Origin of the sequence: Ralstonia sp. GX3-BWBA, assembly GCF_003290055.1 — a bacterium.
GTDB lineage: Bacteria > Pseudomonadota > Gammaproteobacteria > Burkholderiales > Burkholderiaceae > Ralstonia > Ralstonia holmesii.
Genome location: NZ_QMKS01000003.1, coordinates 1 through 8020, shown reverse-complemented (window position 1 = coordinate 8020; position 8020 = coordinate 1). Strand labels below are relative to the sequence as shown.

At 57.2% G+C, this 8020-nt stretch carries 6 protein-coding genes; 3 read left to right on the top strand and 3 right to left on the bottom strand.

Going from position 1 to position 8020, the window contains the following annotated elements; genetic code table 11:
* The 3 genes from DOD19_RS01730 to DOD19_RS01715 all read left to right on the top strand — a co-directional run.
* Positions 1 to 811: DDE-type integrase/transposase/recombinase (locus tag DOD19_RS01730; RefSeq protein WP_162634334.1), on the top strand; the 811-nt coding region annotated here is incomplete at its 5' end.
* Between the two features lie 2658 nt (positions 812 to 3469).
* On the top strand, positions 3470 to 3823 hold the full coding sequence (locus DOD19_RS01720; RefSeq protein ID WP_012435745.1) for a hypothetical protein: 354 nt from the start codon (positions 3470 to 3472) through the stop codon (positions 3821 to 3823).
* Between the two features lie 311 nt (positions 3824 to 4134).
* Positions 4135 to 5595, top strand: a complete 1461-nt coding sequence (locus DOD19_RS01715; RefSeq protein ID WP_021197849.1) for a hypothetical protein — start codon at positions 4135 to 4137, stop codon at positions 5593 to 5595.
* Here the strand turns inward: DOD19_RS01715 and DOD19_RS01710 are convergent.
* From DOD19_RS01710 to DOD19_RS01700, 3 genes are all read right to left on the bottom strand, one after another.
* Positions 5563 to 6600 (bottom strand): TniQ family protein, encoded by a 1038-nt coding sequence (locus tag DOD19_RS01710; RefSeq protein ID WP_233902602.1) that lies wholly within the window; start codon positions 6598 to 6600, stop codon positions 5563 to 5565. The two genes, DOD19_RS01715 and DOD19_RS01710, sit on opposite strands and share 33 nt — an antisense overlap.
* Positions 6601 to 6620: 20 nt before the next feature.
* Positions 6621 to 7526, bottom strand: a complete 906-nt coding sequence (locus DOD19_RS01705) for a TniB family NTP-binding protein (RefSeq protein WP_012435742.1) — start codon at positions 7524 to 7526, stop codon at positions 6621 to 6623.
* A 27-nt stretch (positions 7527 to 7553) separates the two neighbouring features.
* The coding region (locus DOD19_RS01700; protein WP_162634333.1) for an integrase core domain-containing protein at positions 7554 to 8020 on the bottom strand (467 nt) is incomplete at its 5' end.

Here is an 8020-nt window from a genome sequence, read left to right as displayed (position 1 = left end):
CGATGAGGGCGTGTACCTGGCCAGCGAATCGAGTTTCAGCCGCGTGCTGCGCGAGGCCGGCCAAAACCGGCACCGCAGCCGCGCCAAGGCGCCGCGCAAGGTCCGGCCACCCACCACCCACGTGGCCACCGCCCCGGCGCAGCTGTGGTGCTGGGACCTGACCTACCTGCCCGCGCAGGTGCTGGGACGCTGGTTCTACCTGTACCTGATCCTGGACGTGTTCAGCCGCAAGATCGTCGGCTTCGAGGTGCATGCGACGGATCACGCCGACCATGCGGCCCATCTGGTCAAGCGCACCGCGCTGGCCGAGGGCATCCACGCGATGGCGGCCAAGCCGGTGCTGCACGGCGACAACGGCTCGACCTTCAAGGCAACCACCGTGCTGGCGATGCTGCACTGGCTGGGGATCGACCCGTCGTATTCGCGCCCTCGCGTGAGCAATGACAACCCGTATGTGGAGAGCCTGTTTCGCACCGCCAAGTACCGGCCCGAGTTCCCTGCCGGCGGCTTCGTCGACCTGGACCATGCTCGCGGCTGGGCGGCCGAGTTCGTGCGTTGGTACAACCACGCGCACCGCCACAGCGGCATCGGCTACGTGACGCCGGCGCAGCGCCACGCCGGCACTGACCGCCACATCCTGCAGGCTCGGCATGAGCTGTACCTTCGGGCGCGGCAAAGCAATCCGGGCCGCTGGTCTGGAGAAACCCGCAACTGGCGTCGCATCGACGTGGTGGCCCTCAACCCCGAGCGCGAAGCGACCGTTTGCGCCGGCGAACTTCCAGGAGGCAACAAAGAACGACTGGCTGCGTGATTCAGGCGACAACTACCTTGACACGCACCGGCCGCTCCGTACTGTCCAAGAATCTTGGCCATTAGCGCTCCGAATGGATGCAAACCATCCACGCGCTCCTTGAACGCCTTTGAGATAGAAACGATCGCCTCGTGTTGAGCAGCCTTGGTAATGGGTGCCGTGGTATCGCGCTGCACGCTTCCCTTGACGAACATCTCACGAACGATCTGTAAAACCGTGGCGGTATCGCCACTCCATAGCCGCCCAAGAGCGTGCAACCCATGATAGTAGTAGCGACGCCCCTGAGTACTGCCATGCTCGCGAATATAGCTGGCAAGCTGAACATCATCAGCATATGGTTCCGAAGATCCAATAAGCTTCTCTGCCCGCCCCGCCCAACCAGCTCTGCTCAGCCGTCGATCAATCAGGTTCGTCACAAACCGTTTCGCAGCATGATCATCGACGTCCGCCAAAGCTCGGCTACCTGCGTCGATAGTGGTGAACTCGCGCGTCTCCTCTAGTGTGACCCCATCGATATCGCCCGGATCAAAACCGAACTTCTCGCAGGAAATCTTGAAGTAGTGAGTTGGAACGCGCTCAAAAATTATCTTATTAAGTATTCGTTGAATTTCTTCCTGCACTCGGTTTGACGAGTAGTCATCCAACAGGAATACCACTTGATGCCTCTTGAAGTAAGGGAAGACAGATCCCAACTTTCCAGTTAGATCAGCAAGGAACGTATCCGGAAGATGATCGTTCCATTCGCCATCTCGAAGCAAAGTTCCATGGAGCTGAACCCGTAAGGCATCAAGGTCATCTGCGAAATGAAGGATGCGACTGCGATTGGTCAGTCTTGCCGATTCAACGGGACGACTGAAGTACGACGAGATAAGTGCAACGATATTATCGAAACCAGCTTCATCTAGTCGAAAAGCGCGGTTCGCCACTGAATCGGCATAGGCCATACCAAGAGATTTTAGAAGCTCACGAGCAACTATCAATTGGAAGTAAGTTGCAATCTCATGCGCCCTCTGCTCAGCGCGCCCCTCCTTGCGAGCCAACCAGCTAAGGTTGTTTTGAAGATGTGCAGCGCAACTGATATATACCCCAAAAGAGTCAAAAGGGCTTGCACGTCCGCGTTCCGCATTCTGAGCACGTAAGCCCAAATGTGTTCTTACTGCAAGATAGCGGAATATCATTGACTTACCGCACCCGCGTGGACCAGTGAGCACGATAGGTTTACGCTCCTGGATGTCCTGCATCCACGGCAATGTTTCAACGAAAAGCTCCAGCAGCGTCGCGTCGTCGGCTAAATGCTCGGCCGAAATGGCCTCAAACGGCTGGAACTTTGACTCATCAATCTCCACCTCTTCGAGTTCACGCTGAAGAACTTGCAACTCCTGGGCAATTTGGTTCTCAATCGGAAAATGCCTCGCCTGGTCCTCATCCACCAACTTTTCGATGAACTGCAGGAACCGGCGCATGAAGTGAGGGTGACTGGAGGCGACACGACGGTTCCGATGTAGACCGTTGTAAAGCTCCACCAATATCTGAACAAAACAGATTTTGTCGTCTCGGCTCTTGCTTGTAGTCTGATTGGATGGTTTTAGACTACCCAAATCGATAATTGATACTTCCAATCGATGCTCGTCATCAGCGAGCAGAGCCAATTCCGCTGGCACCTGAGAAATCATGACGTTGCCCACGTGCAGATCGTCATGTTTCAACTCAACCCGCTTGAGGTAGGTGATAGCTCGAAGCACCTGCATTGCTACACTGCAGACAAAATCGATCTCGAGCGAGTCCTCTTGGAGATACTGCTCCAAGGTCCTCCCCGTAACCCAGGGGGCTATAAAGCAAACAAAGTCTTCTTCGGCATCCGGCATACCCGGCGGCGGCGCAGAAAGGCCGACTGACATCGGGCAAACAAAGAGCGATTTAGCTGGACGAAGTTTGGATGTATACAGCAGCTCTTGCTCGAGCCGTGGCTGCTTGTAGTCGCCGGGGACTGCAAGCTTGGCAGCAAACTCCTCATGGGTCGCCGGGTCGCGAACCCTCAAGACGAACCCCTTCCACCCGCGGCGTTTGTGCAAACCGTGCACACGCCCCTCCGCATCTCGATCCAGAACTTCATAGGTATGCGTTGACTGGCCATCGAGTGCTCGTACCGTCAACGTGGCAGGAATAATGGGAGCGCCATCTATCCAGTTGCGCTGTGCCTCACTAAGTGCGTCCATTGTTTTGTTGCCTATGATCTGCGCTACGTCGACCATCGCCGAAGTTGCAATCGCCATCCCCACTACCGTACGGCCGGCACACGTAGGCCTGACCTGCACGATATCCCCTCGACCATTTCTCAGAACCCTAAGATTCTTGGCTGAGGAGTGTACCCTCAGACGGTTAGATAGCTCAGTGATCTAGCCCCCCCCAATTAGAGGGATATTTAATCTCATACATCACTGGATTGGCGCAGATACCTCCCATACTGGGCTCCAAGAAAATTTGGCAACCACAATTAAAATACTCTTACACCTGATATAGATATCTCGGAATTCGCCTCCCTTCGGGCGAGGGGTGCGGCAAGCGAATTCGCCGCCGTTAAATGTACGTTGGGCATCGCGGCAACCCACGAACGGCCCGCGTGCATTTTCGATTCGTACCCGCAAATCAGATTGACTTATGAATACGTTGTTCGCAAAAACCTTTGGTGGCCTCTCTCGTGCTTACTACTTCCGCCATTTCCTGTTTGGCGTGATTTTTCCCGCGTTCATATTCCTCTTCGCGAGCAACGCCGGAAAACCGCTCCCCTACCAGATGGTTCTGTTCGCCCTCATCAGCACCGTGCTCTATCCATATGCCCGGTTCGTGTACGAAGGCGTGATGAACTTCATTCTCGGCAACAACGTCTTCTTCGTGAACGCAATCGTGATGCTGTTCGCCAAGTTCAGCACGATGCTGATCTGTTGGGCTTTCGCGATCTTCATTGCGCCGATCGGACTGGTGTATCTGTACCTCCGTCATAGCCGGGCGTAAGCAACAGCCAGAAATTCGTCATCGGCGCTCGGCCGCGGCCAGGTAGATCCCCGTGCCGGGCGACGCTTTGACGATCAGATCAGGATCACATGTTCCGCATAAACGCGTTTCCAAAAAGGGAAGGCCGTTGGCGCGTGGATTGGTTCGGCCCCATCGCCTTCCCCGATCGCATGGTGCGACGGCGCCATCCGTCCGTTCTGGTCTCCTTGTCCAAGGACAAGTGCCCTGAAGGCAGCAGTCGCTTATCGCTTCTCTCGCTCCGCGAAACCGAAAGGCAGCAGACCCGATGCTGGGTTTCAGTCGGAACCACAATGCTCCTGCGTATCGGCGACGTGTGGCGCGAACAGAGCTTGGAATCCCGTGCCGCTGACGAAGAACTGCATTGCGAGAACCTGGAGATCAGCCAGGACACCTGCGAGCTAGTAAAAGCTGGATCGAGCTTCGAAGACGGCAGTTTCATGCTGCCGCTCCATGAGCATGCTGGACATCGCGAGAACACGCACTCCTATTGCGTTCGAGTCACCTTGCCAGACGGGAAGCTCCTTGTCGTGCCCTGCATGGAGTTGATCCGTTTCTACTTCGGCTCGTCCAGTGAGCTCCTCAACAGGCTGTTCCACCCCCAACTCGATAGAGGGCATCTTTACACGGGGACGCCGGCAATAGATCGGCACAACCGGATGACGCTTCAACTTGCCGACCGTATTCCGCGCGCAAGCGCCGAGGACGTCGCAAGAATCGCCGGCAGTCGGCTGGCATGGCGCGCGGCCAAAATGATTGGAGCCTCCTGCGTACGCGCCGCTCAGGCTCGCCAAGAGGTTTACCCGCAGACCCTATTTCCGTTCGAAGGAACGACAACACTGCGAGCCGCTGGGAAGTGGCTGTCGCGAGGCAATGATCCCAAAGGAACGTTCCTCGTCTATCAACTCCTGAGTTGCTCGCACCCGTTCCCCTTCAAGTCACTGCGGTTCCATGTGACGGGTGGAAAGAAAGCTCACACTACCGGAATGGTGCCCGATACCCCGCCACAGGAAGCACCGCCCACAGCCCGGAAAGCCAAGGAACCCGCCCAAGTCAGCCTGGAGGAGCATGACCCTTCGTCGCAGCTTGCTCCGGCTACGATGCCCGTGCGCGGCAATCGGCGATTCACCGACCTGGAAAACAAATACGTCTTCGCCGACCGAACAATAGCCGGACAAAAGCCTCGCGCTAGTGCCTCGTCCGGCGAACCGATCAACGAGCACGCGATCGGCGAACCGGGCTCCACAAAGCGCATCCGCGAAACACAGATCGTCGACGATGACAGCGAGATTCCAGACCCGCCGGCATTCCTCGAACACGCTGTCAAAGCGCTATCCACGCTGAATGATGCTTCCGTGCGAGTCCTGACGGCGAGCCGCGACGATGGCTGGACCGTCCCGATGCCACTGATCTCAGACGAGGACGGTGTGCTGAACGAGCACCTCTTGATGCCTGAAGACAATCACCGGCTCAAGCGTGTAGCTGCCTTTGCTGTTTCCTCAAAGGAAGCATCCACGTTGCTCATGGTTCACGAAGCCAACCCGCCTATATCGTTTGCGGTTCCCTTGAAAAACCAGAGCGATGAAGCGATACAACGTGCAGTCCAGGCCGCGACGGGAGCATTCATCTCAGTACAGGACGGTGGCGACCATCGTGTGATGGCGTTGGAACACACGCAGGCCAGTACTCCCGACGAACTGCGCTCCTGGATCTCAATGCAGCTATACCACGCAGCCATCGCGTATCTGCGGTGAGCTGCTCATCGCAATTGGAAGCTCAGCGGGCAAGTCTCGACGCGCGTGAAGAGACGCCTCGCGCCGATACCCAGCCAAGATATCCTTAACAAAATGGTGGTGCAACGGAGCAGTGGGCTTGACAGGCTGCGCGTGCGCCTCGGGATCGTGCTGAAGCAGCCAAAGGGACCACAGCAATACTGCATGCCGAGCCAGTACAGATTGCAGTTCCAGCGCCGGCTTTCTGGTGCGCACAATCTCCAAGTCGGAGTAACCGAAGCGACAGGCTAGACAGTCACAGAGACGCGGCTTGACCTTGCACGACAACATCGTCACGGCCATAGCGTGCAAACGATCCAACAGGTCTCGCGGGCCCGCGGCGCCCAACGAAGAGAGATCGCGCGTCAGTTGCTGCAGCTCGGAAAGGAGACCACTGCCTCGATCATCTACGTTGGGCGCCTCCGCCATCCGAAGATCGAAGTCGCAGTTGTGGCAATGGCAAATGCCATCGATCTCCGCGTGACACAAGTTTGTATCGACGCGCTGAACAAACAAGCTCGCGCCACAACGGGGGCACCTATCGAGCAACAAACGCTGGTGCCGCTCACAGAATGTTTGCAGTGCGACTCGCCAGCAGCGGCGGAAGTACGGTCTTGGATCAGTCCTTAGACAGTACGGGCAAAACTGAAGACCTGGGCCAAGCCGGGCGCTTCGCGGCAGCTTGATCGAGATCACCCACGGAAGAATTCCACCAACGTGGAACTCTGGATACAGCGTCCCTTCATAGAACCGCAGCGTCGTCTGACGAACTGCCTCCAACGGAGTCCCCGTGTGCAGTGCCAGCGACTCCAGAAGCCATTGTGGGCTGCGCCGGTCGATGTCCACTGTCAACACGCGTGCGTCAGCTCCGAGTGCCAGATTGCAGAATGACGTCAAACTCATTCCGTGGCCATGCGCCAATCGAACAACCCAGCTCGACAGCAACTCGCCCGGTATCGGTTTATACCGAATCGGCCAGAGCAGCACGTTGGCGCATGACCAGGTTTTCACAGCCTTCGCCTGTAGGTCTTGCGCTTGGAGGGCGGCACCCAGTCCAATGCTTCGAGCTGCTTTTCGGTAATCGCTTCCTCGCCGGAACGGATAGCGTCAACCGCCGCCGTTTTCACGAGATCGAAGATGTCACCGAGAGTGGACTCGCTCTTCATATAGATCGCCTGCATCATCTCGGGGTAGTGCAGCCCTGATGGCTTGCGCAGCGGCGTCCGGCGCTCCAGCGTCTTCAGCAACGTCCCTAGCTGCCGGCCGGGCGTCCAACTGGGCATCTCGATCGGAACGAATCGACTCGACATCTGCGGATCGGCATTGAACGCGTTGTATGCCTCTTCGATCCCTGAGGCGACGATACTGACCTTCGCCTCATTGCTCAGGCTCTTGAGTGCGTTGCGAAACTCGCGTTGCTTGGTCAGGCCACCGGCAATTAGATGGTGGATCTCGTCGATGATGAGGATGCGCACATCCATCTCGCCAAAGAGGCGTTTGACCTGCGAGTACTTTTCATAGACTGGGGCCGTCGGCTTATATGGCGTCATCAGACTATCCATGATTCGACTGTAGAAGTCGGATAGGTCGGGCTTGGGTGGTGCGTCGACCATCACCACCGGACACCGTGTTGCCTCGTGCTCGGGATCCACGTCGGGAAGATGTTGATCGCGGAATCGCTCAAGAATGGATGTCTTGCCGCTATATGACGGACCAACAATCAGGTAACTCGGCATCCGCGTTACCTTTGGATAGTCGAGCAGATCCTCCAGCTTCTGGAGCGTGGTCGTCGCATGGTCGAGCTGTAGCCACGTGCCCTCCTGAATCTTCCGAATCCGATCCTTGGTTGGCAGGTCCAGGTACTCCTGTGCCTTTGGACTGAGGTGGCCATACTCAACCGTCGTGCTATTCATCGTCGCTCAGTTGACCTGCCCCCGGTTTTAGTACGAAGCGCAGGTGGAGTCCGAGGTTAAAAACTCTTTCTGCTCATGCCCCTGTGCAAACTGCGCCGGGGTCAGATAGCCGAGCGAGCTGTGAGGCCGCTCGGTGTTGTACTCGATACGCCATTCCTCAATCAGCTGCCTGGCGTGGCGCATTGAGACGAACCAGTGCTCGTTCAGGCATTCATCGCGGAACCGCCCGTTGAAGCTCTCGATGTAGGCGTTCTCCACTGGCTTGCCGGGCCTGATGAACGACAGCGTGACGCCCGCTTCGTAGGCCCATGCGTCCAGCACCTTACCAGCGAACTCGGGACCATTGTCCACCGTGATGGAAGCTGGCAAGCCTCGCATCTCCTTCAGCCGTTCCAGCACTTGCTTGACCCGCAGGCCCGGCAATGAGGTGTCAACCTCGATGACCAGGCACTCGCGCGTGTAATCGTCGACCACGTTCAGGCATCGAAACCGCC